At 72.3% G+C, this 26,949-nt stretch carries 25 protein-coding genes, 1 pseudogene and 1 riboswitch; of the genes and pseudogenes, 11 read left to right on the forward strand and 15 right to left on the reverse strand.

Translation table 11 applies throughout. The annotated features are described in order from the left end of the window. The first annotated feature begins 24 nt into the window (after positions 1-24). Positions 25-885: a trehalose-phosphatase gene (gene otsB, locus ABZ135_RS27415; protein ID WP_356699130.1), complete on the forward strand. Its 861-nt coding sequence runs from the start codon at positions 25-27 to the stop codon at positions 883-885. Here otsB and ABZ135_RS27420 read toward each other — a convergent pair. The 3 genes from ABZ135_RS27420 to ABZ135_RS27430 all read right to left on the reverse strand — a co-directional run bounded on the left by ABZ135_RS27420 (position 873) and on the right by ABZ135_RS27430 (position 7,829). Continuing rightward, a complete protein-coding gene (locus ABZ135_RS27420; RefSeq protein ID WP_356699131.1) occupies positions 873-4,349 on the reverse strand; it encodes a hypothetical protein in 3,477 nt (1,158 codons plus the stop codon). The genes otsB and ABZ135_RS27420 overlap by 13 nt on opposite strands. Positions 4,350-4,463: 114 nt before the next feature. Continuing rightward, positions 4,464-6,779, reverse strand: coding sequence for an immune inhibitor A domain-containing protein (locus tag ABZ135_RS27425; protein WP_356699133.1), 2,316 nt, complete (start codon positions 6,777-6,779; stop codon positions 4,464-4,466). A 165-nt stretch (positions 6,780-6,944) separates the two neighbouring features. Beyond that, positions 6,945-7,829, reverse strand: a complete 885-nt coding sequence (locus ABZ135_RS27430; RefSeq protein WP_356699135.1) for an NAD(P)-binding domain-containing protein — start codon at positions 7,827-7,829, stop codon at positions 6,945-6,947. 96 nt (positions 7,830-7,925) lie between these two features. Here ABZ135_RS27430 and ABZ135_RS27435 point away from each other — a divergent pair, with 96 nt between their 5' ends. Next, positions 7,926-8,303 (forward strand): helix-turn-helix domain-containing protein, encoded by a 378-nt coding sequence (locus ABZ135_RS27435; RefSeq protein WP_356699137.1) that lies wholly within the window; start codon positions 7,926-7,928, stop codon positions 8,301-8,303. Here ABZ135_RS27435 and ABZ135_RS27440 read toward each other — a convergent pair. From ABZ135_RS27440 to ABZ135_RS27450, 3 genes are read right to left on the reverse strand one after another with little or no spacing between them, the layout of a single operon-like run. Continuing rightward, the gene (locus ABZ135_RS27440) at positions 8,300-9,697 is read right to left on the reverse strand and encodes a trehalose-6-phosphate synthase (RefSeq protein ID WP_356699139.1); all 1,398 of its coding nucleotides are present in this window, start codon (positions 9,695-9,697) and stop codon (positions 8,300-8,302) included. The two genes, ABZ135_RS27435 and ABZ135_RS27440, sit on opposite strands and share 4 nt — an antisense overlap. A 29-nt stretch (positions 9,698-9,726) precedes the next feature. After that, a complete protein-coding gene (locus tag ABZ135_RS27445; RefSeq protein ID WP_356699141.1) occupies positions 9,727-10,032 on the reverse strand; it encodes a hypothetical protein in 306 nt (101 codons plus the stop codon). A 38-nt stretch (positions 10,033-10,070) separates the two neighbouring features. Beyond that, positions 10,071-11,015: a glucosyl-3-phosphoglycerate synthase gene (locus tag ABZ135_RS27450; RefSeq protein WP_356699195.1), complete on the reverse strand. Its 945-nt coding sequence runs from the start codon at positions 11,013-11,015 to the stop codon at positions 10,071-10,073. Positions 11,016-11,136: 121 nt separating this feature from the next. After that, a riboswitch (SAM riboswitch) is annotated at positions 11,137-11,279 on the forward strand. Between ABZ135_RS27450 and thrC the strand changes: the two genes are divergently transcribed. The 5 genes from thrC (at position 11,273) to ABZ135_RS27475 (ending at position 16,120) form a co-directional block, all read left to right on the forward strand. Further along, entirely contained in the window at positions 11,273-12,595 is a 1,323-nt protein-coding gene (gene thrC / locus ABZ135_RS27455) for a threonine synthase (RefSeq protein ID WP_356699143.1), read from the forward strand. (Overlaps the previous riboswitch by 7 nt.) 35 nt (positions 12,596-12,630) lie before the next feature. Beyond that, complete coding sequence (locus ABZ135_RS27460) at positions 12,631-12,909, forward strand: MoaD/ThiS family protein (RefSeq protein WP_189974304.1); 279 nt, start codon at positions 12,631-12,633, stop codon at positions 12,907-12,909. 416 nt (positions 12,910-13,325) lie between these two features. Then, entirely contained in the window at positions 13,326-13,529 is a 204-nt protein-coding gene (locus tag ABZ135_RS27465; RefSeq protein ID WP_005315736.1) for a cold-shock protein, read from the forward strand. A gap of 343 nt (positions 13,530-13,872) precedes the next feature. Next, complete coding sequence (gene groL / locus ABZ135_RS27470) at positions 13,873-15,495, forward strand: chaperonin GroEL (RefSeq protein ID WP_345486592.1); 1,623 nt, start codon at positions 13,873-13,875, stop codon at positions 15,493-15,495. Positions 15,496-15,649: 154 nt separating this feature from the next. Further along, entirely contained in the window at positions 15,650-16,120 is a 471-nt protein-coding gene (locus ABZ135_RS27475; RefSeq protein ID WP_356699145.1) for an SRPBCC family protein, read from the forward strand. A gap of 19 nt (positions 16,121-16,139) precedes the next feature. Here the strand turns inward: ABZ135_RS27475 and ABZ135_RS27480 are convergent, their stop codons facing one another. From ABZ135_RS27480 to ABZ135_RS27490, 3 genes are all read right to left on the reverse strand, one after another. Next, positions 16,140-16,466: a deoxyxylulose-5-phosphate synthase gene (locus ABZ135_RS27480; protein ID WP_356699147.1), complete on the reverse strand. Its 327-nt coding sequence runs from the start codon at positions 16,464-16,466 to the stop codon at positions 16,140-16,142. A 94-nt stretch (positions 16,467-16,560) separates the two neighbouring features. Next, positions 16,561-17,280, reverse strand: a complete 720-nt coding sequence (locus ABZ135_RS27485; RefSeq protein WP_356699149.1) for a class I SAM-dependent methyltransferase — start codon at positions 17,278-17,280, stop codon at positions 16,561-16,563. Positions 17,281-17,451: 171 nt separating this feature from the next. After that, a complete protein-coding gene (locus ABZ135_RS27490) occupies positions 17,452-17,880 on the reverse strand; it encodes a hypothetical protein (RefSeq protein WP_356699150.1) in 429 nt (142 codons plus the stop codon). A 122-nt stretch (positions 17,881-18,002) separates the two neighbouring features. Here ABZ135_RS27490 and ABZ135_RS27495 point away from each other — a divergent pair, with 122 nt between their 5' ends. Then, complete coding sequence (locus ABZ135_RS27495) at positions 18,003-18,359, forward strand: MerR family transcriptional regulator (protein WP_356699152.1); 357 nt, start codon at positions 18,003-18,005, stop codon at positions 18,357-18,359. Here the strand turns inward: ABZ135_RS27495 and ABZ135_RS27500 are convergent. Together ABZ135_RS27500 and ABZ135_RS27505 are read right to left on the reverse strand one after the other, a co-directional pair. Next, on the reverse strand, positions 18,353-19,102 hold the full coding sequence (locus tag ABZ135_RS27500; RefSeq protein ID WP_356699154.1) for a transporter substrate-binding domain-containing protein: 750 nt from the start codon (positions 19,100-19,102) through the stop codon (positions 18,353-18,355). The genes ABZ135_RS27495 and ABZ135_RS27500 overlap by 7 nt on opposite strands. A gap of 45 nt (positions 19,103-19,147) precedes the next feature. After that, the gene (locus ABZ135_RS27505) at positions 19,148-20,131 is read right to left on the reverse strand and encodes an aldo/keto reductase (RefSeq protein WP_356699156.1); all 984 of its coding nucleotides are present in this window, start codon (positions 20,129-20,131) and stop codon (positions 19,148-19,150) included. A 100-nt stretch (positions 20,132-20,231) separates the two neighbouring features. On the opposite strand from ABZ135_RS27505, the gene ABZ135_RS27510 reads away from it, so the two are divergent. Further along, complete coding sequence (locus ABZ135_RS27510; RefSeq protein ID WP_356699158.1) at positions 20,232-21,725, forward strand: alpha/beta hydrolase; 1,494 nt, start codon at positions 20,232-20,234, stop codon at positions 21,723-21,725. 138 nt (positions 21,726-21,863) lie between these two features. Here ABZ135_RS27510 and ABZ135_RS27515 read toward each other — a convergent pair whose 3' ends face one another. From ABZ135_RS27515 to ABZ135_RS27525, 3 genes are read right to left on the reverse strand one after another with little or no spacing between them, the layout of a single operon-like run. Continuing rightward, a complete protein-coding gene (locus ABZ135_RS27515) occupies positions 21,864-23,381 on the reverse strand; it encodes a PTS transporter subunit EIIC (RefSeq protein WP_356699159.1) in 1,518 nt (505 codons plus the stop codon). A gap of 40 nt (positions 23,382-23,421) precedes the next feature. Continuing rightward, the gene (gene murQ / locus ABZ135_RS27520; protein WP_356699161.1) at positions 23,422-24,351 is read right to left on the reverse strand and encodes an N-acetylmuramic acid 6-phosphate etherase; all 930 of its coding nucleotides are present in this window, start codon (positions 24,349-24,351) and stop codon (positions 23,422-23,424) included. A gap of 25 nt (positions 24,352-24,376) precedes the next feature. Further along, positions 24,377-25,294, reverse strand: coding sequence for a MurR/RpiR family transcriptional regulator (locus ABZ135_RS27525; protein ID WP_356699163.1), 918 nt, complete (start codon positions 25,292-25,294; stop codon positions 24,377-24,379). A 153-nt stretch (positions 25,295-25,447) separates the two neighbouring features. Here ABZ135_RS27525 and ABZ135_RS27530 point away from each other — a divergent pair, with 153 nt between their 5' ends. Both ABZ135_RS27530 and ABZ135_RS27535 read left to right on the forward strand, forming a co-directional pair. Beyond that, positions 25,448-25,804: a hypothetical protein gene (locus ABZ135_RS27530; protein WP_356699165.1), complete on the forward strand. Its 357-nt coding sequence runs from the start codon at positions 25,448-25,450 to the stop codon at positions 25,802-25,804. A gap of 13 nt (positions 25,805-25,817) precedes the next feature. After that, the gene (locus tag ABZ135_RS27535; protein ID WP_356699166.1) at positions 25,818-26,114 is read left to right on the forward strand and encodes a DUF4031 domain-containing protein; all 297 of its coding nucleotides are present in this window, start codon (positions 25,818-25,820) and stop codon (positions 26,112-26,114) included. Here the strand turns inward: ABZ135_RS27535 and ABZ135_RS27540 are convergent. Beyond that, positions 26,102-26,949: pseudogene (locus ABZ135_RS27540) on the reverse strand (hypothetical protein); the annotation flags it as partial. The gene ABZ135_RS27535 and the pseudogene ABZ135_RS27540 overlap by 13 nt on opposite strands.

Raw genomic sequence — 26,949 nt, forward strand, 5'->3', positions numbered from 1 at the left:
CCGTACCCGGGTAGGGTCAAGGACATGGTCAGCAGCCTTCCGCACCCGACCACGTCCGCCGGCCGTGACGGCCTCGCCGCGCTCCTGGCGCGGCCCGAGAAGGCCGTCGTCGCCCTCGACTTCGACGGGACGCTCGCCGAGATCGTCCCCGACCCGGAGCGGGCCCGCGCCCATCCCGGCGCCGTCGCCGCCCTCTCCGCCCTCGCCCCGCACGTGGCCTCCGTCGCCGTGATCACCGGCCGCCCCGCCGGGGTGGCCGTACGGTACGGGGGCTTCGCCGGCGTCCCCGGCCTGGAGCACCTGGTCGTGCTCGGCCACTACGGCGCCGAGCGCTGGGACGCGGTCACCGGCACCGTCCGGGCCGCCGCCCCGCACCCGGGCGTCGCCTCGGTCCGCGCCGAGCTCCCCGGCTTCCTCGACCGCGTCGGCGCCTGGCCCGGCACCTGGATCGAGGAGAAGGGCCGCGCGGTGGCCGTCCACACCCGCCGGGCGACCGACCCCCAGGGCGCCTTCGAGGCCCTGCGGGACCCCCTCGCCGACCTGGCCGCCCGGCACGGCCTGGTCCTCGAACCGGGCCGCATGGTCCTGGAGCTCCGGCCCCCCGGCATGGACAAGGGCGTGGCCCTCGCCGACCACGTCCGCGAGACCGGCGCCGGCTGCGTCCTCTACGCGGGCGACGACCTGGGCGACCTCCCCGCCTACGGGGCCGTCGAGAAGCTCCGCTCCGACGGCGTCCCCGGCCTCCTCGTCTGCTCCGCCGCCGAGGCCGAGGCCGTCCCCGACCTCGCCGCCCAGGCCGACCTCACGGTCCCGGGCCCGGCGTCGGTGGTGGGACTGCTGGCGGGGCTCGCGGAGGCGGTGGAGCGGGGCTCTCAGAGCGCGTAGAAGCCCTGCACGTCGGTGATGAGGTCGACGCTGCCCGCGTGGTTGTAGAGGGTGACCTTGCCGTCCTTGACGGGGACGACCACCAGATTGGACACGGTCTTCCCGGCCGGCACGTTGAGGTTCGACGTTCCCGGCCGGGCCGTCCCGTACGGGTACGCGCTGATGTACGTGCCGCTGGTGCCGTTCGCCGCCGTCACGTTCATCACGACCGCCGTGACCCCGGCGGCCGGGACCCCGTTCCGCCCGGCGACGGTGAGGGACACCGTCCGCCCGGGGCCGACCTTGGCCTTGGGGGCGCCGGTGCCGGTGCGGGTGTCGAGGGAGCGGGAGGGGGCGAGGGGCTGGAAGAGGGAGCCGAGGGGGCCGGACGTGTAGTAGCCGGCGATGTCGACGATGACGTCGGCGTCGCCGGTGTGGTTGACGAAGCGGACGTAGTCGCCGTAGGCGGCGGGCTTCACCACGGCCAGGTTGGAGACGGTCTGCCCCGGGAGCAGGTTGAGGGTGCTGCCGTCCGACCGTTCTCCGAAGGCGGTGACGTATGTCGGCTTGGTCGCGTTGGTCGCGGTGACGTGCACGACGATGGCCGTCACTCCGGTCTTCGGGATGCCGGCCAGCCCCGGGACATCGAGAGTCGGCCAGTAGTCTTCGTTCGCCTTGCGCTTGAGGCCGCCGAGGCCGGTGCGCGTGTCCAGCACGCGGGTCGGCTTCATCGGCTCGAAGCGGTCGCCCAGGCTCGCCGGAGTGAAGTAGCCGACGACGTCCGCGACGATGTCGACGGAACCGGCGTGGTTGTAGAAGGTGACCTTGCCGTCCTTGACCGGGACGGTCACCAGATTGGACACGGCCCGCCCGACCGGGACGTTCACGTTCGACGCGTTGGGGCGGGTGGTGCCCCCGGGATAGGCCGCGACGTAGGTGGACGCGGTCGCGTTGACGACGGTCACGTTCATGGTCACGGCGGTCACGTCGTAGATCGGGACGCTTCGGCGCCCGGCGACCTGGAGGGTGACAGTGCCCTTGGCGCCCACCTTGCCCTTGCGCACGCCCGTGCCGTACCGGGTGTCCATGTGCCGCTCGGGGTCCAGCGGCTCGAACGTGGCGGAGGCCGCCGAAGCCCCGCCGATGAGAGTGACTTCGCCGGTCCGCCGGACCTCCGGGCCGACGCCGTCGGCCGGGGTGGCGGTCAGCGTCCAGGTGTACCGGCCGTTCGGCAGCAGATGCCCGGCCGAGTCGGGACCGGTCCACCTAGGCCGCACCGCACCCCGTGCGTCCTTGCCCGTCAACAGCTCGCTCACGGTGCCGGAGGCGAGGTGGCGGGCCGTCAGGGTCCAGGTTCCGACCGGCTTGCTGAAGGCGATCGTCGTGAGCGGCTCGGAGACCGCTCGCGACGCGTCCACGAGGGGGGTCTTGTGGTCGAGCAGGGCCGCGAGCGGCTGGGACTCGATGCCGGTCGGCACGATATGGACCCGGTCCGTCGCGTCGACGTAGACGAGGTTGGCGCCGTGCCGGTCGACGGACCAGCGGACGTGGCGCTGTGAAGCACCCGTGTCGGGCAGGTCGCCGACGACCCGGCTGATCGGCTTCGTCGCGTCCGCGCCGGTGAGGACCAGCGTGCCCGCTGCCTTGTCGTGGGTGACGACGAAGCCGTCGCCGAGCAGGCTCTCGCCGGACGGCACCGGCTGCGAGGTCTTGGCCGTACGGTCGTAGACCCCGGCAGGTCCGTTCGCGCCACAGCTCCAGTAGAGCCAGCGGCCCGACGCCTGCAACTCCTCGGCTCCGCAGGGCGCCCCGGTCTCCACGGTCTCGACCGTCGTGCCGGTCTTCAGGTCCTTGGCGGTCAGGGTCCCGTTCGTGGCGCCCGCCGCCCACAGCCAGGTGCCCCAGAGCGCCGAGGCCCCCGGCGTCCGCTCGTCCACGGCCTGCCCACGCCAGTAGGTGATCTGCTTGCCGGGAGAGCCGGGCAGGGACCGGACGACGTAGTCGCCGTTGACGTCGACGATCCGGCCGCCCTTGGAGACGTACTCTGCCGAGCTGTACTGATGGAAGCCGGTTCCCTGGTACGCGTAGACGTCATGGGTGTCGGTGCTGCCGGTGCGCTTCAGGTATCGCCCGTCGCCGACGGCCCGCAACTGGGCGCACGTCAGGTCGTCGTCGCCCGCGCAGGGGGGATAGGCCGTGTCACGGAGCCTCGTCGGGGAGTCGTACGTCGGTGTCCCCGACGTGCTGAGCTTCCGCTTCCAGGGGAACATCCCCGCGGGGTCGCTGTTGTCGACGGTCGTCAGCTCGCCCTGGGAGAGGGCGATGCCCTGGATGCGCCCCGGCTTGTGGAACCGCGTCACCGTCGTCACCACGGGCTTGCCCGTGTCGTCCGCCGTGATGCGCTGGACTCCCCAGTCGACCCGTTCGTCTCCGCCCGCACCGGTGGTGCCGATGGCGACGGCGGTGCCTCCCGGGCCGGCGCCGAGCCCGCCCGTGGCCTTCGTGAGCAGACCGACGGTGGCGCCGCCCGCGATGGGGACGCCTTCGACGCGGCTGTTGGAGTCGCGGTAGACGAGCCAGTCGCCTACCACGGTGAGGTGGTACAAGGGCCCCGTGATCCCGGTGTCGACGGGCACCTCGATCAGAGGAGCGGAGGGATCGGTGCGCGAGGCGACCAGGGCTGTGCGGACGGTCCCGTCGGAGCTGTACGCGACGATGTGCTCGGGCGAGATCCTCGCGTAGACGTAGCTCGCGGGCATGGGGGGTGTGGTGGCCTCGAGCAGGCCGGTCTCCTTCGAGACGAGGGCCATGCGGCGTGTGCCGTCCTGGGCCGTCGCGGAGAACACCAGGTGCCTGTCGTCCGCCGTCGTGGGTGAGCCCAGCTTCACACCGTCCTGGATGCCCCTGAACGTCAGGTCGCCGACCGTGCCGTCGGCGCGGAGCGACAGCAGGTGCCGTTCGGCTACGGTCGTTCCGTCCGGCTTGGTGACGGGCCGGTAGGCCAGCGCGGTGGAACCGAACACCCTCGGGGGGATGTGCGGGGGCGTGTAGTCCGTCGGGAGGCTGTAGACGCGTGCGTTGCCGTCAGGGTCGCGCAGCTCGATCTGGCCCTCGCGGATGAAGGCGAGGGTGTCGGTCCCGGTGCCCAGCACGTGTGTCCAGGGCGTGGTGGGCACCGGCACGGTGACGGTCGTGCCGTCCGAGTACCGCGTCCAGAGGATCCCGTTCCCGCGCTCCTCGTAGCGGAAGAGGCCCTCAGGACCGACGCTGTCGGCCTGCGACAGACGCGAGAGCTCTGCCTTGTACGGCCAGCTAAAGCGGGGCGGGCCGAAGTACGGCGGCGGTACCACCACCTCCTGCGCGGCCGGCGGCACCGGTTCCTCCGCCGCCGCCGTCCCCGCCAGCGGCGTCAGGCCGCCCCCCACCGACAGTGCGATCGCCGTCGCGGCGGCGAACGCGCCCCGCACCCAAGCATGACGAAACACCAGGAAGTCCCTCCCCTGTGACCCTGCCGTGCCCCCCACCGCAGGTGGAGCGGAGGGTAACAGCAGGAAGGGGCGCCCCGGGGGTCCGGGGCGCCCCTCGTGTCACCTGCGAGGTCAGGAGGCCGGGTTGGCCACCGTGATCGTCAGGTCGGCGCCGGCGTCACCCGTGATCGTCACCTTCACGCCGTGGCCCGCGACCTTCACGCTGGCCTGCGGGGCCGTCGGGTCGTAGTAGGCGTTCGGGTCGGTGTCGTCGAAGACCGGGAGGCCCGGGACGGACGGGGCGCAGGCGGCCTTCGTCGCGACGGTCTGGTTGCCGCCCTTGCCGACCAGGACCTCCTTGTGGAGGCAGGTGGCGTCGGTGGGCTCCAGGCCGAAGGTGGCGTCGAAGGGCTGGCGGCGGTTGCTGGGGGCGGTGCCGTCGTCGTAGCGGAACGGTGCCGGGCGGGCGTCGACCGCCATCGCCGAGCCGCCGCCCGGGTGGGAGCTGACGTTGTTGTCGTCGTAGGAGCGGTCCACGTACCAGACCAGCATGCCGTTCTGGTACGTGAAGAACTCCACCCAGTCCGGGGCGGTGATGCCCTTGCTGTACTGGTACGGGCCCTCGGCGAGGAGCGCGTCGGAGCCGACGTACTCGCGGTTCTCCAGGAGGTAGTAGCGCGGGAAGGTGGCGGTCTCCGTGCCCGTGGAGATCTTCCAGCGGCCCTGGGCCGTCCAGCCGTTCACGCCCTGCTCGACGTCGTCGGTGAGCACGGTGGTGCTGCCGGCGCCGATGGTGATGTCGTCCAGGAACGCGCCGGCGAAGTGCACGCCGCCGTCGGTCTGGTAGCGGAAGCGGAAGAGGGAGTCCTTGCCGGCGGCGTCGTACGCGTACCGCAGGGTGGTCCACCGTCCGGCGGAGGAGCCGTCGACGCCCGCGCCGGCGCGCGCCCAGGTGGCCCCGCCGTCCAGGGAGTACTCGGCGAAGAGGTAGTCGTAGTCGGCCTCGATCTCGTACCAGGCGCTCGCCTTCACGGTGACGCGCGAGGCGGCCGGGACGGAGCGGGTGAGGGACTGGTTGAGGCCGTCGGCCGAGCCGGTCCACCAGGCGTGGCGGCCCGAGGCGGGGGTGGTGTACGAGGTGCTCGCGGTCTTGTCCGGGAGCGCGACGCGGACGGCCTGCTCCTTGCCGGTGACCTGGAGCTGCGCCGGGTTCAGGGTGTACGTGCCGGTGGCGCCGAGCGGCGCGTCGGCGACGTCCAGCCAGCCGAGGAAGAGCTTCTCCTCGGCGCCCATCAGGCCGGGGTGGGTGCCGATGCCCTCGTTGGCGGCGGCGCCGTGGCCCAGCCAGGAGCCGGAGCTCATCAGGGTCCAGAAGGCGGTGGAGTTCTCGCCGCCGTTCGTGTCGTAGTAGTCCGGCAGGCCGAGGTCGTGGCCGAACTCGTGGCAGAAGACGCCGAGTCCGCCGTTCTCGCCCTCGGTGGTGTAGTCGCCGAGCCAGTACTTCGACTGGCCGATGCGGGCGCCGCCCGCCTTGTTCTGGGTGCCGGCGACCTCCGGGCCGGTGAGGCCGAAGTCGTCGCCGTTGACGTACCAGCGGTGCGACCAGATGGCGTCCTCGCCCTGCGCGCCGCCGCCGGCGTCCTCGCCCATGCCGGCGTGGACGGCCTGGAAGTGGTCGATGTAGCCGTCGGCCTCGTCGAAGTTCCCGTCGTGGTCCCAGTCGTTGCGGTCCCAGACGTCGAACTGGGCGAGGTAGGCGTCGATCTCGGCCGGGGTCTTGCCGGCCGCGATCTGGGCGTTCCACCAGGCGTCGCCGGTGTCCTGGATGAAGGCCCACGAACCGCCGTTGTCCTCGATGGCGTTGTCGCCGTAGAAGGAGGCGTTGTAGGGGACCTTGACCCAGTCCTCGACGGTGTTGGTGACCGAGTAGGCGCCGTTCGACAGCTTCTCGTAGTACGTCTTCATGGACTCGCCGGAGCCGTTGAAGAGGTTCTCGTAGTACGCCTTGTCGAAGTCGGCGGTCCAGGCGTTGGAGTTGTCCACGCTCCGGTCGGGCCGGGGTATCTCGTTGTGGAGCGGGCCGGGGACGGTGCCGTACTTGCCGCTGGCCTCGGTGCCGAACTCGGAGAGGATCGTGAGGATCTTCTCCTGGCGCACGGCCGTGGTGGTCTTCGTCTCCACGAACTTGCCGGGCGCCACCTCGACGACGCCGCGGGCGTTCGCCTTGGCCTTGCCCTTGGCGACCAGGTCGATCGCCTTCTCGCGCAGCTCGGTGCGCTGCTTGGTGAGCGGTCCGGGGCGGTTGTCGCTCCGGTGCGACGGGGCGTCGGCCGGGGCGCCGGTCGGCGCGCTGTCCCTGGCCTCCTGCGCGGCGGCGGGGGTGAGCCCCGCGGCGAGGAGTGCGGTGAGCGCCGACCCGAGGGTCATGCCCACGACAATCTTTTTCACGTCTGTCGCGATCCTTCCGCTTGCCTTTTCGGGGGTAAACGGATCGCCTGGGGGAACGATCGCGGCAGAGTCTGGCACGGAAGGACCCCTCGCGAGGAGGGGTCGTCTCCGATTAACGGAACCGATTTACGGAACCGATTTACGGACCGCACCCGCCTCACAGGCTCAGCGGAGCAGCAGGTCCACCACGCCCGTCAGGTCCTCCTCGCCGCTGCCCTCCGCGAGCCGGCGGCGCATCAGCTCGAAGTAGGGGTTGATCAGCTCCGGGCTCACGCCCTGCTGCTCGGCCGTGGCCAGGAAGGTCGGCGTGCCCGCCACCTGCATCGCCAGGTTGGACACCACGTCCGTCGTGTAGTCGCCGCTCTTCAACTGCCGGGCGGTCTGCTGCACGGCCGGGCCGGCCATGGCGGAGATCCAGCCGGAGAGCAGCGGGGCGAAGGCGACCGGGTCGATGTCCTCCTTGCGGATCAGGGCGAAGGCGTGCGCGACCCCGGCGAACATCCCGTACATGGCGCTGAGCAGGGCCACGTCGTGCAGCGCCGCGAAGCCCGCGTCCTCGCCGACGTGCACGGCGCCGGCCGGCACCGCGAGGGTCGCCTCGTGACGCTCGAACAGCTCCCGCGATCCGCTGTAGAAGACATAGCCGCCGGCCTCGGGGACGCCGATCATCGGCGGGACGGCCATGATCCCGCCGTCCAGGTAGCGGGCGCCCCGCTCACGGGCCCGGGCGGCGCGGGCCCGGGCCTGGGCGGGCGTGGTGGTGGTGAGGTTGACCAGGTCCTTGCCGGTCAGGTCGGCGTCGGCGAGGGCCTCGCCGACCGAGGCGTCGTCGAGGAGGCAGACCACGACGAGGGTGCTCGCGGCGACCGCCTCGGCGACGTCGGCGGCGGCCTTCGCGCCCTCGTCGACGAGCGCGGCGGCACGGGCGGGGGTGCGGTTCCAGACGGTGAGCGGGTGCCCCTCGGCGAGCCAGGTGCGGGCCAGGGCGGTGCCCATCGCGCCGAGGCCGAGGAGGGTGACGGGGGTCTTCTGCGAGGTCGTCTCGTTCATGTGCCCAGGCTGCGCCCCGGGCGGTTGAGCGCTCAAGTACGCACTTCGAAGTGGGTGGTTACCCTGGAGTGAGCGAGCAGGTCAGGAGGGTGGGGCATGGCGACGCTGAACCGGCCGGGGGCCGACGACGGGGACCACATCTGCGGCATCGACACCGCGATGGACATCATCGGGGGCAAGTGGAAGGTGCTCATCCTGTGGGCGCTCCACGAGCACCCGAACCGCCGCTTCGGCGAACTGCGCCGCATGGTGCCGGGGATCACCGAGAAGGTGCTCGCCTCCCACCTGCGCGAGATGGAGGCGGACGGCATCGTGGACCGCGTCTCCTACGACGAGGTCCCGCCCCGCGTCGAGTACGCCCTCACCAAGGACGGCATCCGGCTCAACGACGCCCTCGAACCGCTCGCCGCCTGGGGCCGCGAGCGGAAGGAACGGGACGACCGGGACGGCGCCGCCCAAGGCGGCGCCTCCTAGGACGCCCCGCCCTGGGAAGGCGCTCCGCCCAGGGCCTCCAACTGGTCCAGGAACCAGCGGCGGGGCGGCAGGGCGGTGGCCGCCGCCGCGAGGCGCTTGGTGCGGTCGGCGCGGTCCGGGGCGGGCATCGACAGGGCCTCGTGGAGGGCCTCGGCGGTCTCGGTCACGTCGAAGGGGTTCACCGTCAGCGCGTCGGCGCGCAGCTCCTCGTACGCGCCCGCCTCCCGGGACAGCACCAGCGCGCAGCCCTCGTCGGACACCACCGGGATCTCCTTGGCGACCAGGTTCATGCCGTCCCGCACCGGGTTGACGAGGGCCACGTCGGCCATCCGGTACGCGGCGAGGGAGCGGGCGAAGTCGTCCTGGACGGAGACCAGGACGGGCTGCCAGTCCGCGGTGCCGAACTCCTCGTTGATCCGCTCCGCGAGCGCGCTCACCGCGGCCGTGTAGGAGCGGTAGCTCTCCAGGTCCTGGCGGGAGGGGTAGGCGGAGGCGAGGTGGACGACGCGGCCGCGCCACTCGGGGTGTTCCGTGAGCAGCTCCCGGTAGGCCAGCAGGCCGCGCAGGATGTTCTTGGACAGCTCCGTGCGGTCCACCCGGACGATCGTCTTCCGGTCGCCCACCTCGGCGCGCAGGGCCGCGAGCCGCTCCTCGACCTCGGGGCGGTGGGCCAGGGCCCGCAGCTCGTCGCCGTCGACGCCGAGCGGATGGACCGCCACCCGGGAGCCGCCGGCCGCGCGGGCGACGGGAGGGTCGGCGCGGAAGGCGTCCGCCCAGGCCCCGGTGTGGAAGCCGATCTCGTCCGCGCCCAGCATGCCCTCCACCAGCTCCTGGTGGATGTCGTCCGGCAGCATCGCCAGATAGGCGGGCGAGGCCCACGGCGTGTGGGTGAAGTGCGCGATCCGCAGGTCGGGCCGCAGCGCGCGGAGCTGCCCCGGGACGAGCGCCAGGTGGTAGTCCTGCACCAGCACCGCGGCGCCCTCGTCGGCGGCCTCGGCCAGCGCCTCGGCGAAGGCGCGGTTGTAGGCCCGGTAGGAGTCCCAGCGGCGCCGGAAGGCCGCGTCGAAGACGGGCTCGCGCGGGATGTCGTAGAGATGGTGGTGGAGGAACCACAGCACCGAGTTCGCGATGCCGTTGTACGCGTCGGCGTAGACGTCCGGGTCGATGTCGAGCATCCGCACGCCCGGCTCGGACACCCCGCGCCGCACGGCCTCGCGGTCGCCCTCGCCGAGGGCCGCGCACACCCACAGCCCGTCTCCCGCCGCGTCCTCCGAGAAGACGGCGCTCAGGCCCGACACGAGCCCGCCGCCGCCCCGCCGGGTGTCCAGCGCTCCGTCGTCCCGCAGGGTGTACGAGAGGGGGCCGCGGTTCGATGCAACGAGGACTGAAGCCATATGGCGAACCTAGCCCGTCCGGTAAACGCTCAAACGTACGGATTCGAGCCAGGCTCGCGGTGGCCCGTGGGCTCCCGGTGACTCCGTACGGCGGCGCCGGCCACCACACCCGTCGCCCCCAGCGCCAGACCGAGGCCGCCGAGCAGCCAGAGCCGCTCCTCGGCCGTGCGGCCCGACTCCGGCTGCTTCTCCGGCTCCCGGGCCGCGGCCGGGGCCACGGCGGCGAAGGCGGCGTCCGCCGCGGCCGGGGCCGCCCCGGTCACGAGGAGCGCCCCGGCGCCGAGGCCCAGGACCGACAGCAGCATGCCCGTTCCGATTCCGTGTCTCCACCGCATGAAACGGAAATCTAGGCAGAAAGGATCATCATCCGGTGTTACGCCACGCGTCGGCGCGCGTACTCCGCGATCTCCGCCATCGGCGGCCGCTCCTCCGTGTCCACCGCGTACGTGCGCGGCGCGAAGCCGCCCTCCCCGCTCCGCTCGAACTGGGTCAGCCGCGGCCGCACCAGATGGCCCCGCGAGAGCCGCAACTGCGCCGTCCGGTAGATCGCCGCCGCCATCCGGCCCAGCGCCTGCCCGTCCTGGTGCCGGTGCTTGCGCACCCCCACGTCCACCTGCGCGAGCGCGTCCAGACCCACCGTGTGCAGCGCGTCCACCAGCAGGCCCAGCTCCACCCCGTAACCGACCGGGAACGGCAGCCGCTCCAGGAGCGAGCGGCGCGCCGCGTACTCGCCGCCGAGCGGCTGGACGAAACCGGCCAGTTGCGGCCAGTGCAGATTCAGCAGCGGCCGGGCCACCAGCTCCGTCACCCGGCCGCCCTGACCGGGGGCGTCGCCGAGCGGACGGTCGTACATCGCCTTCACGAAGTCCACGTCCGGGTCGGTCAGCAGCGGACCGACGATCCCCAAGACGAAATCCGCCGAGAAGTCCCGCAGATCGGCGTCGACGAAGCAGACCACGTCCCCGCTCGTCGCCATCAGCGACCGCCACAGCACCTCGCCCTTGCCCGGCACCGCCGGTATCCGCGGCAGGATCGCGTCCCGCGCCACCACCCGCGCCCCCGCCGCCGCGGCCACCTCCGCCGTACGGTCCGTGGAGCCCGAGTCGATCACCACCAGCTCGTCCACCAGCGGCACCGCGTCCGTCATCAGCTCGCGGCGGATCACGGAGACGATCGCGCCGACCGTCGCCTCCTCGTTCAGCGCCGGCAGCACCACGCTGACCTTCGTGCCCCGCTTGGCGGCGAGGATCCGCTCCAGCGGACGGTCGGCCACCGACCAGGACCGCCGGGCCAGCCAGCGCTCCACTTCTTCCAGCAACGTGATCTCCATCTCGCGGATCGGACGACCGTCTCCACCTCGGAAGGCTTCGGTTACAGTCTTGAACAACGCGGATGCCCGATGCATGTCGGGGTGCCGACCGCGTTCCACAATCGAATACCGCTCATCCAGAGGGGCAGAGGGAAACGGCCCGTTGAAGCCCCGGCAACCCTCCAGTCGGTTACTCGTCCTCCAGCGAGGCTCCCGGCTAGGGAAGGTGCCAAATCCGTCTCATGGCGAAATGCGTCATGAGGAAGATGAGGAGAAAGGGCCTCGCCTCCATGGCTGTACAGACGGTTGCCACCACCGCCACCCCCCGGACCCCGGTCGACCTCGGTCCCGCGTCCGGGCTCTCCTGCCGCGAATGCGGCGAAACCTTCGCGCTCGGTCCGATCTTCGCCTGCGAGCTCTGTTTCGGCCCGCTCGAAGTCGCCTACGACCTGCCGACCGGTGAGCCCGAGGCCCTGCGCAAGCGCATCGAGGCCGGCCCCGCCAACATCTGGCGCTACGCCCCGCTCCTCCCCGTCCCCGCCGACGTCGCCGAGAAGCCCAACCTGAACCCCGGCTGGACCAAGCTCGTCCAGGCCGACAACCTGGCCCGCGAGATCGGCGTCGAGCCCGGGAAGCTGTTCGTCAAGGACGACTCCGGCAACCCGACCCACTCCTTCAAGGACCGGGTCGTCGCCCAGGCCCTGGAGGCCGCCCGCGCCTTCGGCTTCACCACCCTCTCCTGCTCCTCCACCGGCAACCTGGCCGGCGCCGTCGGCGCCGCCGCCGCCCGGGCCGGCTTCCGCTCCTGCGTGTTCATCCCGCACGACCTGGAGCAGGGCAAGGTCGTCATGGCCGGTGTCTACGGCGGCGACCTGGTCGCCATCGAGGGCAACTACGACGACGTCAACCGCTTCTGCTCGGAGCTCATCGGCGACCCGCTCGGCGAGGGCTGGGGCTTCGTGAACGTCAACCTGCGCCCGTACTACGGCGAGGGCTCCAAGACGCTCGCGTACGAGATCTGCGAGCAGCTCGGCTGGGTCGTTCCGGACCAGTTGGTCATCCCGATCGCCTCCGGCTCGCAGCTCACCAAGATCGACAAGGGCCTCCAGGAGCTCATCAAGCTCGGCCTGGTCGAGGACAAGCCGTACAAGATCTTCGGCGCCCAGGCCGAGGGCTGCTCCCCGGTCTCCGCCGCCTTCAAGGCCGGTCACGACGTGGTCCGCCCGCAGAAGCCGAACACCATCGCCAAGTCGCTGGCGATCGGCAACCCGGCCGACGGCCCGTACGTCCTCGACATCGCCCGCCGCACCGGCGGCGCCGTGGAGGACGTGAACGACGAGCAGGTCGTCGACGCGATCAAGATCCTGGCCCGCACCGAGGGCATCTTCGCCGAGACCGCGGGCGGTGTGACCGTCGGCGTGACGAGGAAGCTCGTCGAGGCCGGTCTCCTCGACCCCTCGCTCACCACCGTGGTCCTCAACACCGGTGACGGGCTCAAGACCCTCGACGCCGTTGCCGACACCTCTCAGGCGACCGCCACCATCCGCCCGAGCCTCGACGCGTTCCGCGACGCCGGCCTGGCCCACTGAGACCCGCCCCCAGCGCGCCGAAAGGTTACGTAGACATGGCCGTGAACGTCCGCATCCCCACCATCCTCCGCACCTACACGGGCGGCCGGGCCGAGGTGCCCGCCGAGGGCGCCACCCTCGCCGAGGTCATCGCCGACCTGGAGAAGAACCACACCGGCATCGCCGCCCGCGTCCTGGACGACCAGGGCAAGCTGCGCCGCTTCGTCAACGTGTACGTCAACGACGACGACGTGCGCTTCGAGCAGGGCCTGGAGACCGCGACGCCGGACGGCGCGGGCGTCTCGATCATTCCGGCGGTCGCCGGCGGCTGCTGAGCCCGGCCCCCGTCGGGGCTCGGCCCGGAGATCTTCCGCTTTACAGAATTGCCCCTTCCGCTGCCAGAAGCGGAAGGGGCAATTCTGCATGGTTGAGCGCGGTAGAGTTGGGGAAGTCCCCTCCGCTGCTCATGCCAGGCGCATATGAGAATGCGTCGCCGCTCGACAAGATGCAGCCAAAGTGCCCGTGCCTTGTGTACCTTCTGCGCGCTTTGCCGGGCCCGACTTGCCCCGTAATTCCAGGGATTCTCCCTGATTCCCCTTTCCGGCGTGCCCAGAATTCTCGTCCGATTGCCCTGTTGCAGAGGGCAGTTGGGCAGATACATTCAGCCGCGGTCGACGCGTTCCGGCGCAGGGTCTGACCCGGGTCCGCGAAGTGCGGTCCCGCGCAAGGGCCAGTAATAGGGGAGTTAGGCATGGCTCAGGGCACCGTCAAGTGGTTCAACGCGGAGAAGGGCTACGGCTTCATCGCGGTCGACGGTGGTGCGGATGTTTTCGTCCACTACAGCGCGATCCAGATGGACGGCTACCGCACCCTTGAAGAGGGTCAGCGGGTCGAGTTCGAGATCTCGCAGGGCCAGAAGGGTCCGCAGGCGGACATGGTCAAGCTCGCCGTCTGAGCGCGGCGCGATCGGCCACCGACGCACTTCCGTCGAGGGGCCCGCATCCTGACCGGGATGCGGGCCCCTCGCGCGTGCGCGGACCGGGCCGCCGGGGGTGGCCGTGCGACCGCCCGCGACGTGGCTCCGCGGCTCTCGATCTGCGGGAGTCGCTTGCACTCTCCTAGGGCGAGTGCTAATCATTGGCGTTAGCACTCTGAAGGTGAGAGTGCTTACGAGGATCGGGCAGACGAGGTCGCAGGCAGCGTGGGGCAAGGAACCACGAGGCTCGCGGGCCGTCCGTCGCGGGCGTCGGCGCGGTCCAGGAGCGTTATCCACCCCATGTCCGGGAGGACCACTTCACATGGCCAAGATCATCGCGTTCGACGAGGAGGCCCGGCGCGGTCTCGAGCGCGGCATGAACCAGCTCGCTGACGCCGTCAAGGTCACCCTCGGTCCCAAGGGCCGCAACGTCGTCCTCGAGAAGAAGTGGGGCGCCCCCACGATCACCAACGATGGTGTCTCCATCGCCAAGGAGATCGAGCTCGAGGACCCGTACGAGAAGATCGGCGCCGAGCTGGTCAAGGAAGTCGCCAAGAAGACGGACGACGTCGCCGGCGACGGTACGACCACCGCGACCGTTCTCGCCCAGGCGCTGGTCCGCGAGGGCCTGCGCAACGTCGCCGCCGGCGCCAACCCGATGGCTCTGAAGCGCGGCATCGAGAAGGCCGTCGAGGCCGTCTCCGGCGCCCTGCTCGAGCAGGCGAAGGACGTCGAGACCAAGGAGCAGATCGCCTCCACGGCCTCCATCTCCGCCGCCGACACCCAGATCGGCGAGCTCATCGCCGAGGCCATGGACAAGGTCGGCAAGGAAGGCGTCATCACCGTCGAGGAGTCCCAGACCTTCGGTCTGGAGCTGGAGCTCACCGAGGGTATGCGCTTCGACAAGGGCTACATCTCGGCGTACTTCGCCACCGACATGGAGCGTATGGAGGCGTCCCTGGACGACCCGTACATCCTGATCGTCAACTCCAAGGTCTCCGCGGTCAAGGACCTGCTCCCGCTCCTCGAGAAGGTCATGCAGTCGGGCAAGCCGCTGCTGATCATCGCCGAGGACGTCGAGGGCGAGGCCCTGTCGACCCTGGTCGTCAACAAGATCCGTGGCACCTTCAAGTCCGTCGCCGTCAAGGCCCCGGGCTTCGGCGACCGTCGCAAGGCCATGCTGAACGACATCGCCATCCTCACCGGCGGCACGGTCATCTCCGAGGAGGTCGGCCTCAAGCTGGAGAACGCGGGCCTCGACCTGCTGGGCCGCGCCCGCAAGGTCGTCATCACCAAGGACGAGACCACCATCGTCGACGGTGCCGGTGACAGCGAGCAGGTCGCCGGTCGCGTGAACCAGATCCGCGCCGAGATCGAGAACAGCGACTCGGACTACGACCGCGAGAAGCTCCAGGAGCGCCTGGCCAAGCTCGCCGGTGGCGTCGCCGTCATCAAGGCCGGTGCCGCGACCGAGGTCGAGCTCAAGGAGCGCAAGCACCGCATCGAGGACGCCGTCCGCAACGCGAAGGCGGCCGTCGAGGAGGGCATCGTCGCCGGTGGTGGCGTGGCCCTGCTGCAGGCTTCCTCCGTCTTCGAGAAGCTCGACCTCGAGGGCGACGAGGCCACCGGTGCCAACATCGTCAAGCTGGCCCTGGAGGCCCCGCTCAAGCAGATCGCCGTCAACGGTGGTCTCGAGGGTGGCGTCATCGTCGAGAAGGTACGCAACCTGCCCGTCGGCCACGGCCTGAACGCCGCGACCGGTGAGTACGTCGACATGATCGCCGAGGGCATCATCGACCCGGCGAAGGTGACCCGTTCCGCCCTGCAGAACGCGTCCTCCATCGCGGCCCTGTTCCTCACCACCGAGGCCGTCATCGCCGACAAGCCGGAGAAGGCCGCCGCGCCGGCCGGCGGCGGCATGCCGGGCGGTGACATGGACTTCTGATCCTCGCGCTCGTAGAGGATCGGCGGTTCATCGCTGAACGCCGAAGGGCGGCACCCCACCGGGGTGCCGCCCTTCCGTCGTGTGGACCGGGCCGCGGGACGGGGCGATCCTGGAAGGGCAGGGAGGTCCGGGACCTGATCGGCGGGAGAACGCCATGATCACGCTGCTGACCACACCGGCGGACCGCGAGCTCGTCATCACCCGCACCTTCGACGCGCCCGTCGCCCGGGTGTGGGAGGCGTGGACGCGCCCCGAGCACGTCCGCGCGTGGTACGGCCTGGCGGCGCTGACCATGTCCGTCTGCGAGATCGACCTGCGGCCGGGCGGCACATGGCGCTGGGGCCAGCGGACCCCGGACGGCCAGGAGATCGTCTTCTCCGGCACGTACGAGGAGATCGTCCCGGGCGAACGCCTCGTCTACACCGAGGTCTTCGAGCAGATGCCGGACGCCGGACCGGTCCGCGTGGTCCTCTCCTTCGACGCGACCCCCGACGGCGGCACCGCCCTGACCAGCACGTCCTTCTGGCCCTCGACGGAGATCCGCGACCAGGCCCTGGCGGCGGGCATGGAGGCGGGCGTCCGCGAGCAGTACGACCGGCTGGAGGAGCACCTGCGCGGCATGTGACGGCGGCGTGCGGCCCCGGTCAGACCTCGTAGCGGAGCAGCGCCCGGGCGACGGGCTCGCCGGTACGGCGGGCGTAGGCGGTGCGGGCCTTGACCTCGCGCAGGGTGCGGGGGCGCCAGCCGGGCCCGCCGCAGCAGCTCTTGTGGAAGCCGATGCCCGCGTTCAGGACGACGGACAGGGCCCGCCAGGCATCCGTGTCACGGCGCTTCGGCGCCGCGAACGCCGACCCGGCGTGGATCATCGCCCGCGCACAGCGCGGACAGCGCCGCTCGCGCTCGCGCCCGTAGGACTGCTTGTACGAGGCCCGGCACGGCAGGCACACGTAGTGGGTCTTGCCGTGGCTCATGGACAGGAGGGTAGCCGCCGGACCCGGGCGGGCGGCAAGCGAATTCCGGCGGGGACGCGGGGCGTACGTTCCTAGGCCGGCGTCCCCGAAGTTTTCAGGGCCGTCGGAACAGGGCCGTCCAGAGGAACGGTTCGCCGAAGTGGGGCGAGTCGGACGGTTCGTCGTGCATGCGGCGGAGGTCCGACTCCGTCAGGTCGGCGAAGACGGCGCGGAGCGCGTCCGCGGTGTAGGCGAGGCCGCCGTGGAGGGTGGCGTCGCGGTAGAAGGCCGCGTCGGGGAGTTCGGAGCCCATGCCGTCGGGGCCGGCGGCGAAGCAGGTGAGGGCGAAGTGGCCGCCGGGGGCGAGGTGGTGGGTGAGGAGGGCGAGGTAGGTGGCGCGGCGGTGGGGCGGGAGGTGGTGGAAGCAGCCGGAGTCGTAGATCAGGTCGTACGGGCCGCCGTCGAGCCGACCCTCCCGGTCGAGGGCGAACACGTCGCCGTGCAGGAAGCGGATGTCCAGGCCCGCTTCCTCCGCCCGCTCCCGCGCCCAGGCCAGGGCGCCCGAGGACAGGTCCACCGCGTCGACCTCGAAGCCGCGCGCGGCGAGGTGGAGGGCGTTGCGGCCGGGGCCGCAGCCGAGGTCGAGGGCGCGGCCGGCGGTGGGGATCAGGCCCTGGTCGAGGTGGGCGACGAGGTTCTCGTCGGGCTTCGGGACGAAGAAGGGCACGGGCCGGGAGCGGTCGTCGTAGAAGCCGGCCCACTTGTCGGTGTCCTGTGCGAACAGGCCGTCCAGGAGCTGGAGGACGTCCTCGGTGGTGCGGGTCGTACGGTCCATGCGGATCCCCTTCCGTGTCGAGGAAACGCTACGGGAGGGAGCGGTAAAAGCCCAGGTCAGAGGGTGTGTGGCGAGGTGCTGGAGGGGCTTGTGGCGGGCGAACGCGAGCGGCCGGGCCCCCTCCCTCCGCGCCCCCGGGCGAGGGCGCCCAGAGGCGGCCCGGGGGCCTTCTCAGGGCGTTTCCGGGCGGGTCCTGAGAGGGTTTCCCGACAGGTTGCGCAGGGCCTTCCGCCGCAGCCACGGGGCGAGTTGGACCACGCCGAGCACCGCCTCGACGGCGAGGAAGGCCCAGAGGACCCGGGGCCCGCCGTGCGCCAGCGCGTACGCCTGCCAGCTCGCGAACAGCGCGCGGGCGACGCCGTCGAAGAGGCCGTACAGCGGGAGGGGCCGGACGGCACGCAGAAGGGCCCAGACCATCACGACGGAGCCCATCAGGTTCGCGTACAGGACCGTCATCGGGCCGGTGGGGCCGCCGCCCAGCGACAGGGCGTCGGCCAGCAGCGGATACGTCCACGGGGTCATGAAGCCGGCCGTGACGACGAGGTCGTACCAGGCGCTCGCGCGCACCAGGCGCACGTACGAAGGAGAGGAAGTCACCATGCCGCCGACGCTAAACAGTGGACTACGCTCCAAGGTCAAGCCCGAAGGCCGCGGCCGCGCCCGGGGCCCGGGGGTCGGGACCGGGCCCGGGGGCGGGCCGGATTTTCTCCCGAGGGGGACGCATGCTCATCGGTGAACTCGCCGCCGCCACCGGCATGGGCCGTGACACCCTCCGCTTCTACGAGCGGCTCGGCCTGATCGCCGGCGAGCGACGGGCCAACGGCTACCGGGACTTCCCGCCCGAGACCGTGCCCTGGCTGCAGTACGTGCGCACCGCCCAGGCCCTCGGCTTCACCCTCGCCGAGATCCGCCGCGTCGGCGAGGAGCTGCGCGAGGCGCCGGACAGCGCGGCGGCGCTCTCCGCGCTGTTCGAGGAGAAGCTCCGGGCGGTCGACGCCCGCATGGCCGAACTCGCCGCCCTACGAGAAGAGTTGGCGGCCCGCGTCGACACCGGCTGCCCGCTGCGCGCCGCTCAGTGAGCGGGCGGGGCCAGCAGGTCCGGGTCCTGGCCCGAGCGGGCCAGTGAGGCGGCGACGAAACCGTTCGCCTTCAGCTCCTCCACCGTGGCGCGCAGGAAGGCGATCGTCTCGGCCGACCGGCCCACCGTCGTGCCGACCGCCTGCCGGATCTCCATGAACCGGTCCTCGATCAGCCGCACGTCCGGGTGTGCCGCCGCGTACGCCGTCATCGGCTGGCGGATTCCCGCGCCCGCCTCCAGGCCCTGCTCGACGAAGGTGTCGACGCCCTCCGCGCCCCGCACCGGTGTCGCGTGCCGCAGCGTGCGGGTGAGGTGGAGGTCGTACGCGGAGCCCGCCTTCACGCCGACGCGGACGCCCGGGGCGTCCACGTCCGCCGGGGTCTTCAGGGCGGAGTCGCGCGGCACGACGTACACGCCCTCGATGACCGCGTACGGTGCCGTGAACGCGACCTCCGCCTCCCGCGCCGGGTCGACCGCCAGGAAGCAGAGGTCGGCCCGGCCGGTCGCCATCGCCTCGTACGACGCGCGTGCCGCACCGAAGCACAGCAGCTCCACGGGCACGCCGAGCCGGGCGCCGATCTCGCGGGCGAGGTCCACCGTGACGCCGGCGGGCGCGTCCGGGGTGCCCTGGGCCAGGACCGGGTTGCCGAGGTTGATCGACGCGCGGAGGGTCCCGGTCGGAGCCAGATCGGCGGCCACGGAGGGGTGGGGAGCGGGGGCGGGAGTGGGGTTCGGGGTCGTCATGGGCGGAGTCTAGGGACACCACCCCGGGGTGGCGCCTGGGTGCCCCTATCCCGCGGCGGGCCTGTGGTGCACCGCGTCCAGCAGGGTGAGCTCCTCCGCGCTGAGCTTCAGCGCGCCCGCCGCGACGTTCGCCTCCAGGTGGGCGAGGTCGCCGGTGCCGGGGATGGCCAGCAGGTGGGGGCCCTGGTGCAGGGTCCAGGCGATGCGGACCTGGGCCGGGCTCGCGTCGTGGGCGCGGGCCACGGCGAGCAGTTCCGCGGGCTCGGCGGCGGTCGCTCCGCTGTCCTGGCCGGCCGCCGCGATCGCGTAGAACGGTACGAACGCGATGCCCAGCTCGCCGCAGCGGCGGACGAACTCCGCGTACTCGGGGCGCACCCCGATCCCGTACATGTTCTGCACGCACACCACCGGCGCGATCCGCCGGGCCTCCTCCAGATGCTCGGGGGTGACGTTGGACAGGCCGAGGTGCCGGATGAGGCCGGCCTCGCGGAGTGCGGCGAGGGCGCCGAAGCGTTCGGCTATCGAATCGGTGCCGACGACCCGGAGGTTGACGACGTCGAGGTGGTCGCGGCCCAGTTGGCGCAGGTTCTCCTCGACCTGGGCGCGCAGTGCCTCGGGCGTCCGGGCGTGGGTGGCCCAGGCGCCGGCCGCGTCGCGCGCCGGGCCGACCTTGGTGGTGATGACGAGGTCGTCGGGGTAGCGGCCGGAGGGGGCGAGGGCGCTGTTGATGAGCTCGTTGGCGGAGCGGAGCGGGGAGAAGTAGAAAGCGGCGGTGTCTATGTGATTGACGCCGAGCTCGACGGCCCTGCGGAGGACCGCGATGGCCTGGTCCCGGTCCCTCGGTACGGCGTTCGCGATCAGCGCCTCCCCGGTCTGGGGCAGACGCATGGCGCCGAAGCCGACGCGGTGCACGGTCAGGTCGCCCAGCGTCCAGGTGCCGGATGCGGAAGCGGTGGGGGCGGCGGTGCCGGGTGTGGGTGCTGCGGAAGAGGCGGTGGCGGGGGCGTGGCGGGTCGTGTCCCTGGTCATACGGTGGTGATCTCCCTTGTGCCGGGCTGGGGTTGGCCCCACCTCGGATCGGCATGCCTCCGGGATGGGGCGGGTGCGCGCGACCGACGAAGGTTTCCCCATGACCTCCTCGCTCCGCAACACCCTTTTGATCGGCCTCTCTTCCGCCGCCGTGGCGGCCGGACTCACCGCCGGCCCGGCCGCCGCCGCCCCCGCCCCGCTCCCCGGGCTCCCCGGGCTCACCTGGACCGCCTGCGGCCCCGCCGGCCTCGGCCAGGAGTGCGCGAAGCTGAGCGTCCCGCTGGACCACGCCGACCCCGGCGGCCGGCAGGTCGAGCTGGCCGTGTCCCGGATCCGCAGCACCGACCCGGCCGCCCGGCGCGGCACCCTCCTCGTCGTACCGGGCGGGCCCGGCGGCTCCGGTGTGCAGCGGCTGAGCGGGAAGGGCGCGGCACTGGTGCGGGAGCTGGGCGGCGCGTACGACCTGGTGGCCTTCGACCCGCGCGGGGTCGGCGGCAGCGTGAAGGCGGACTGCGGGATCGCGGACGAGGACCGCCACCTGGTGACCCTGCGCGCCTGGCCGGCCGCCGACGGCTCGATCGGCGAGAACGTCGAGCGTTCCCGGCGGGTCGCCGAGGCGTGCGCCCGTAACGGCGGCGCCGAGCTGCGCGGCCTCACCACCGCGAACGAGGTCCGGGACATGGACCGGCTGCGGGCGGTACTCGGCGAGACGAGGATCTCCGTGTGGGGCAACTCCTACGGGACGTACGTCACCGCGCAGTACGCCCAGAAGTTCCCCCACCGCACCGACCGCCTCGTCCTCGACAGCAGCGCCGACCCGGATCCGAGGACCGTCGCCCAGGGCTGGCTGCGCGGGATGGCGCGCGGCGTGGACGACCGCTTCCCCGACTTCGCGGCCTGGGCGGCGCACCCCGACCGGGCGGAGGCCGGGCTGCGGCTCGCCGAACGCCCCGAGGACGTCCGCCCGCTGATCCTCGGCCTGGCCGCCCGCCTGGACCGGTCGCCCCGGCCCACGACCACGCCGGGCGTGCCGCTCACCGGCAACCTCCTGCGCCAGGCCCTGCAGAACGCCCTCGCCTCCGACGCCGCCTTCGAGGGCTTCGCCCGCCTGGTACGGGAGGCCGGCACGCCCACCGCGACGCCCGCCCTGCCGCCGGAGCTGGCCGGTCCGATGCCCGGACCCGACGCGACGGCCGTCGTCGGCGTCGTCTGCAACGACGTGAGGTGGCGCGGCTCCGTCCGCGACCACGAGCGGGCGGTCACCGCCGACCGCGCCGCGCACCCCCTGACGGCGGGCATGCCGGCGAACATCACGCCCTGCTCCTTCTGGAAGGGCGGCCCGGTCGCGAAGCCGGTCCGCGTCACCGACGAGGGCCCCTCCAACATCCTCATGATCCAGGGCCTGCGCGACCCCAACACCCCGCACGTCAACGGCCTGAAGATGCGCGCGGCCCTCGGCGCCCGCGCCCGCCTGGTCACCGTCGACCGCGGCGGCCACGGCATGTACCTGAGCAACGGCAACGCCTGCGGCGACCGGACGGTCACCCGCTTCCTGCTGACGGGGGAGCGCCCGGCGACGGACGTGACCTGCTGATACGGGCGGGGCGGTGGACGGGTCGGGACAAGTCGGGACGGGGCGCGGCCCCGCGCGGCACCCCGACCCTGCTCGGACCGTCCTCGGCCTCAGACCCTCGTCGGCTCAGACCGTCGAAGGCTCAGGCCGTCGCCGGCTTCAGACCTTCGCCGGAGCGGGCCCCGGTTCCGGTCCCGCCTCCGGCTCGGGGGTGGCGGGTGCGGCCGGGTCGGTCGGTGTCGTCACGTCGAACTCCTCGATCATCGCCCGGCTGAAGCCGAAGAAGTACGTGGCCAGGAAGCCGGCCGCGTAGCCGACGAGCAGCCCGCCCGCGTAGACCGCGAGGGTCTCGCCCAGGCCCCGGTTGCCGTCGAGGAGCGGGAAGAGGGCCCAGCCGGAGGGGCCGATGGCGGTGGAGCCGACCTTGTCGCCCAGCATGTTGAAGAGGCCGACGAAGCCGCCGCCGAAGGCGCCGCCGACGCAGGCGGTGACGAAGGGGCGGCCGAGGGGCAGGGAGACGCCGTAGATGAGGGGCTCGCCGACGCCGAGGAGACCGGCCGGGAGGGCGGACCGGATGGTGCGGCGGAGGGAGCCGTTGCGGGGCAGCTTCACGTACACGGCCATGGCCGCTCCGACCTGGCCCGCGCCCGCCATCGCCAGGATCGGCAGGAGGACCGTGGAGCCCTGCTGCTCGATGAGGGTGGTGTGGATGGGGATGAGGGCCTGGTGGAGGCCGAGCATCACCAGCGGCAGGAACAGCCCGCCGAGGACGAAGCCGGCGCCGGCGCCCGCGTGAGCGAGGAGCCAGTCGGCGAAGTCGCCGATGGCCCGCGAGACCTCGCCGGCCACGAACATCAGGCCGAAGACGGTGACCAGGCCGGAGACGAGCACGGTGAGGGTGGGGGTGACCAGGACGTCCAGGGACTCCGGCACCCGGCGGCGGCACCACTTCTCCACGTACACGGCGAGGACCGCCGCACCGAGCGCGCCGAGGACGCCGCCCTGGCCGGGGGAGAGGGCCTGGCCGAAGACCTCGACCTTCTGGACGCCCGCGAACACGATGATGGAGGCGACGGCGCCGCCGAGGACGGGCGTGCCGCCGAACTCCTTGGCCGTGTTGTAGCCGACGAAGACCGCGATCAGCGCCATGAAACCGCTCGCGACGGCGGCGAGCGCCGGGGTGACGGCGGGCAGCCAGTGGAGGTTGATCAGCAGGCCGTTCAGGCCGGCGATGATGCCGCAGCCGATGAGCGCGGGGATCAGCGGGACGAAGATGTTCGCGATCCTGCGCAGGAACAGCTTGAACGGGGTCGCGTTCCGCGCCTTCCGCGCGGCCCTGATCGCGGCGCCCGCCGCCGCGAGGTCGTCGGCGGTGCGTTTCGGGGCGTCGGCCAGCAGGGCCTCGAACTCCGGCGTCACGCGCGCGACCGTGCCCGGCCCCAGGACGATCTGGTACGTGTCGTCCTCCACCACGCCCAGCACGGACGGCAGCGCCCTGAGGTCCTCGTCCCGGACGAGCGAGCGGTCCCGCAGGCCGAGGCGCAGGCGGGTCATGCAGTGGGCCACGGAGCTGATGTTCCCGGCGCCGCCGACCAGGGGGAGGATCGCGGCGGCGGTGGCGCGATGGTCGTGCGGGCTGCTCTTGTCGTGCGGGCTGCTCTGGTCGTCTGGGCTCATGGTGCGGTGGTGCCTTGCTGTGAGGGGTACGAGACGGGCCTCAGCCCGTCGTCGCGTGCAGCGCGGCGCGCAGGTGGCCCCGGGTGTCCTGCAGCCGGCGCTCGGCGGTCTTGGCGTCGACGTCGGCCAGGATCATCAGGATGGCGGTCTTCACCTCTCCGTCGGCGGAGCGCAACGCGGTCTCGATCTGCTCGTCCGTGGCGCCGGTGGCGAGGGCGACGATCCGGCGGGACCGGGCCTGGAGCTTGTCGTTGGAGGCGCGGACGTCGACCATCAGGTTTCCGTAGGTCTTGCCGAGCCGGATCATGGTGATCGTCGAGATCATGTTGAGGACGAGCTTCTGGGCCGTGCCGGCCTTCAACCGGGTGGAGCCGGTGAGCAGTTCGGGCCCGGTGACGACCTCGATGCCGTGTTCGGCGGCGGCGCCGAGCGCGCTGTCCGCGTTGCAGGACAGGCCGATGGTGAGCGCGCCGAGGGCGCGGGCGTGTTCGACGGCGCCGACGGCGTACGGGGTGCGGCCGGAGGCGGAGACGCCGACGACCGTGTCGTCGGCGGTGAGGCCGAGCGCCGTGAGGTCCGCGACGGCGAGCTCCTTGGAGTCCTCGGCGCCCTCGGCGGCCTTGACCATGGCGTCGGGGCCGCCCGCGATGAGGCCGATGACCTCGGAGGGGTCGGTGTTGAAGGTGGGCGGGCATTCGCTGGCGTCGAGGACGCCGAGCCGGCCGGCGGTGCCGGCGCCCATGTAGACGAGCCGTCCGCCGCGGGCCATCCGCTCGGCCGTGGCGTCGATGGCGGCGGCGATCGCCGGGAGCTGCCGGGCCACGGCGGCGGGGACGGTCTGGTCCTCCTGGTTCATGAGCGCGGCGATCTCGGCGGTGGACAGCCGGTCGATCTCGGCGAGCTCGGGGCGGAACGCCTCGGTGCTGAGCGTGGCGAGCTGGGCGCGCAGTTCGGAGTACGTGGTCGGCACGGGCGGCTGCTCTTTCCTGGGTGGTTCAGCGGGTGCGGGGGGTGTGGCGGTGCGCGAGGGCTTCGTAGGAGGCGGCGAGGGCCGGGGCCGCCGTCTCGTACGTACGCTGGGTGACGCAGGTGAACAGGCAGTCGACCACCAGGAGTTGACTGGTCCGGGAGGACATCGCGGCGGGGCGCAGTTCGCTCTCGCGGGCGGTGGAGGTGGTCAGGACGTGGTCGGCGTACTGCGTCACGGGGCCGTCCGGTCGGCCGGTGACGGCGATGGTGGTGGCGCCGTGGTCGAAGGCGACCCGCAGCGGTTCTATGACGTCGCCGGTGGAGCCGGAGTGGGTGATGGCGATGGCGACGTCGCCGGAGCGGAGCTGCACGGCGTTGGTGACGGCCAGGTGCGGGTCGGTCGGGGCGTGCGCGATCAGGCCGATGCGGAGCAGTTTCTGGCCGAGGTCCTGGGCGACGAGGCCGGAGGCGCCGATGCCGTAGATGTCGATGCGGCGGGCGGCGGCGAGGGCGGCGACGGCGGCGCCGAGCTGGACGGTGTCGAGTCCGGCGGCGGTGTCGGCGAGGGTCTGCTGCTCGTCGTAGGCGAGCTTGGCGACGACGTCGGCGACGGGGTCGTCGACGGCGATGTCGGCGGTGACGGAGGGCGCGCGGCCGGACTGCTGCTGGGCGGCGAGGCCGGCGAGGGCGAGCCGCAGGTCGCGGTAGCCGGGGTAGCCGAGGAGGCGGGCGGTGCGCACGACGGTGGCCTCGCTGGTGCCGGTGAGCTCGGCGAGACCGGTGACCGTGAGGGCGGCGCAGCCGGCCGGGTCTCCGGCGACGGCCTCGGCGACCCGCTGCATGGAGCGGGTCATGGAGGGGGCGAGGGTCCGCACCTTGGCCGCGAGGGCGGCGGGGGCGGGCGGGGCCGCACCGCTGAAACTTTCCTTCACTTCATTGGTCACAGGTGAAAGATATTTTCGGCCCTGAGGGGCGTCAAGACCTCGCGGCGGCTGCTCGGGTCAGGCCCTCGGGTCAGGCCCTCGGGTCGTGCCCTCGGGTCAGGCCCGCGGGTCAGGCCGTTGGTCCCGGACGCCGGCCGGGCGCAGAATGTGTGCATGGACGACATCGACCCCGTGGAACAGGCCCTTCATACCGCCCGTGCGCTGGTCCTCGCCGACCTGGCGGCGCGCGAGGTCGCGATGGCCGAGGTCGTCTCGATGGTGGAGGACGCCGTCACCCACCGCCGCTGGTGGGTGGAGCAGTGGCCGGAGGGCCGGGCCTTCGTGGCCGGTCTGGTCGCCCAGGACGTGCAGGACGCCCTGCTCGAACGGTACGGCCGCTGGCCGCTGTGCCCGGTCTGCTCCTCCGGCGACCCGCACGCCCTCGACGTCGAACCGGAGATGGGCCCCGACCCGCACTGGGTCTGCGGCAAGCAGGGCGTCCGGGTCGCTCCGGTCGGCGGCCTCACGTGACGGGGGCCGGGGCGTGACCCTCTACATCGACCCGCCGACCTGGCCGGGCCACGGCCGCATGTGGTCCCACCTGGTCAGTGACGTCTCCTTCGACGAACTGCACGCCTTCGCCGCGGCCATCGGCTGCCCGCCCCGCGCGTTCGAGCGCGACCACTACGACATCCCGTCCGACCGCTACGCCTCCGCGGTGGCGGCCGGCGCCGTCGAGGTCGGCTCCAAGGAACTGCTGCGCCGCCTGACGGCGGCGGGCCTGCGCCGGCCGAAGAACCGGCCGGCGCGAGGCGAGACGCCGCCGCGCTACGACGTGTAGTAGCCGGCGAGATCGGCGAGCAGGTCGACGGACCCGGACCGGTTGTAGAAACTCACCTTTCCGTTCACCACGGGGACGACGACCAGGTTGGGGATGGTCTGTCCGGCGGTGAAGTTGAGGTTGGAGGCGTTCGGCCTGGCCGTGCCGTCCGGGTAGACGGAGACGAAGCCTCCCGCGGTCGGGGCGGTGGCGGTGACGTTCAGGACGACCGCTGTGACGCCGGCGGCGGGGACGCCGTTCCCGCCCGTGATCTGGAGCGTCACGGTCCCGTCCGGGCCGACCTTGCCCTTGCGGACGCCGAGGCCGGTGCGGGTGTCCATGAGCCGGGTGGGGCCGGCCGGCTGGTAGGTGGACCCGCCCGGGGCGGTGGTGTAGTAGCCGGCGACGTCGGCGAGGAGGTCGACCGAGCCGGAGTGGTTGTAGAAGGTGACCTTGCCGTTCACCACGGGGACGACGACCAGGTTGGGGATGGTCTGTCCGGCGGTGAAGTTCAGGTTCGACGCGGTGGGCCTGGCCGTGCCGTCCGGGTAGACGGAGACGAAGCCCCCTGCCGTCGAGCCGGTCGCCGTGACGTTCAGGACGACGGCGGTCACGCCCGCGGACGGAATGCCGTTCTTGCCGGCGATCTGGAGGGTGACCGTGCCGGCGGGGCCGACCTTGCCCTTGCGGATGCCGAGGCCGGTGCGGGTGTCCATGAGCCGGGTGGGGCCGGTGGGCCGGTAGGTGGAGCCGGCCGGGTCGGTGGTGTAGTAGCCGGCGACGTCGGCGAGGAGGTCGACCGAGCCGGAGTGGTTGTAGAAGGTGACCTTGCCGTTCACCACGGGGACGACGACCT

The organism is Streptomyces sp. NPDC006339 (assembly GCF_040612775.1).
In the GTDB taxonomy this organism is placed as follows: Bacteria; Actinomycetota; Actinomycetes; order Streptomycetales; family Streptomycetaceae; genus Streptomyces.

Coding starts and splice junctions, on each gene's coding strand:
- otsB (WP_356699130.1), top strand. CDS start 25: ATGGTCAGCAGCCTTCCGCACCCGACCACGTCCGCCGGCCGTGACGGC.
- ABZ135_RS27430 (WP_356699135.1), bottom strand. CDS start 7,829: ATGAACGAGACGACCTCGCAGAAGACCCCCGTCACCCTCCTCGGCCTC.
- ABZ135_RS27435 (WP_356699137.1), top strand. CDS start 7,926: ATGGCGACGCTGAACCGGCCGGGGGCCGACGACGGGGACCACATCTGC.
- ABZ135_RS27440 (WP_356699139.1), bottom strand. CDS start 9,697: ATGGCTTCAGTCCTCGTTGCATCGAACCGCGGCCCCCTCTCGTACACC.
- ABZ135_RS27445 (WP_356699141.1), bottom strand. CDS start 10,032: ATGCGGTGGAGACACGGAATCGGAACGGGCATGCTGCTGTCGGTCCTG.
- thrC (WP_356699143.1), top strand. CDS start 11,273: ATGAGGAGAAAGGGCCTCGCCTCCATGGCTGTACAGACGGTTGCCACC.
- ABZ135_RS27460 (WP_189974304.1), top strand. CDS start 12,631: ATGGCCGTGAACGTCCGCATCCCCACCATCCTCCGCACCTACACGGGC.
- ABZ135_RS27465 (WP_005315736.1), top strand. CDS start 13,326: ATGGCTCAGGGCACCGTCAAGTGGTTCAACGCGGAGAAGGGCTACGGC.
- groL (WP_345486592.1), top strand. CDS start 13,873: ATGGCCAAGATCATCGCGTTCGACGAGGAGGCCCGGCGCGGTCTCGAG.
- ABZ135_RS27475 (WP_356699145.1), top strand. CDS start 15,650: ATGATCACGCTGCTGACCACACCGGCGGACCGCGAGCTCGTCATCACC.
- ABZ135_RS27480 (WP_356699147.1), bottom strand. CDS start 16,466: ATGAGCCACGGCAAGACCCACTACGTGTGCCTGCCGTGCCGGGCCTCG.
- ABZ135_RS27485 (WP_356699149.1), bottom strand. CDS start 17,280: ATGGACCGTACGACCCGCACCACCGAGGACGTCCTCCAGCTCCTGGAC.
- ABZ135_RS27490 (WP_356699150.1), bottom strand. CDS start 17,880: ATGGTGACTTCCTCTCCTTCGTACGTGCGCCTGGTGCGCGCGAGCGCC.
- ABZ135_RS27495 (WP_356699152.1), top strand. CDS start 18,003: ATGCTCATCGGTGAACTCGCCGCCGCCACCGGCATGGGCCGTGACACC.
- ABZ135_RS27500 (WP_356699154.1), bottom strand. CDS start 19,102: ATGACGACCCCGAACCCCACTCCCGCCCCCGCTCCCCACCCCTCCGTG.
- ABZ135_RS27505 (WP_356699156.1), bottom strand. CDS start 20,131: ATGACCAGGGACACGACCCGCCACGCCCCCGCCACCGCCTCTTCCGCA.
- ABZ135_RS27510 (WP_356699158.1), top strand. CDS start 20,232: ATGACCTCCTCGCTCCGCAACACCCTTTTGATCGGCCTCTCTTCCGCC.
- ABZ135_RS27515 (WP_356699159.1), bottom strand. CDS start 23,381: ATGAGCCCAGACGACCAGAGCAGCCCGCACGACAAGAGCAGCCCGCAC.
- ABZ135_RS27530 (WP_356699165.1), top strand. CDS start 25,448: ATGGACGACATCGACCCCGTGGAACAGGCCCTTCATACCGCCCGTGCG.